The 578-nt window shown below is 23.0% G+C and carries 1 protein-coding gene; it reads left to right on the forward strand.

Annotation, left to right across the window (positions count from 1 at the left end):
* Positions 1–379 precede the first annotated feature (379 nt).
* On the forward strand, positions 380–578 hold a 199-nt coding region (locus I6E31_12455; protein ID MCF2640768.1), incomplete at its 3' end, for an SDR family NAD(P)-dependent oxidoreductase.

The raw sequence follows: 578 nt of genomic DNA on the forward strand, positions 1-578 counted from the left end.
TTTCTTAACTGCATTTCGCTGAGGGATTCTAATATTCACTTCCAAATTACGTCAACTTGATGTTAGGAATAATCTATTTTTACTTTAATTATTAGGATTATAAATTATAGTTTAATTAATTTGGATATAAAATTTTCTACAATAAAAAATACTAAATTATCATTATTAAATAATAGAAAATACTATAAAAACATAATTAGTTAAAAAAAAGAGTTATTAAATATCAGTTAATAAAAAAATAAATAAAAAATAAAAGATAGAAAAATGCAAATGTAAAATTGAAGATTTACTTTTATTTTTTAATATGTAATAATTAAGTTGTAAATTAATATATATCTTTATAGCAAAGATAAAAATATATAAAGGAGGATTTATAACTATGGATCAATTAGAACAGTTTTCAATGAATTTCTTCTCATTAGAAGGAAAAGTAGCAGTTGTAACTGGAGGAAATACAGGACTAGGGCAAGCATATGTAGTAGCTTTAGCTAAAGCAGGTGCAGACTTATTCGTAGTAACTTATGATACAGCATGGGATGAAACTAGAGAATTAGTAGAAAAACAAGGAAGAAAAATTC

Origin of the sequence: Fusobacterium varium (assembly GCA_021531615.1) — a bacterium.
GTDB lineage: Bacteria > Fusobacteriota > Fusobacteriia > Fusobacteriales > Fusobacteriaceae > Fusobacterium_A > Fusobacterium_A varium_C.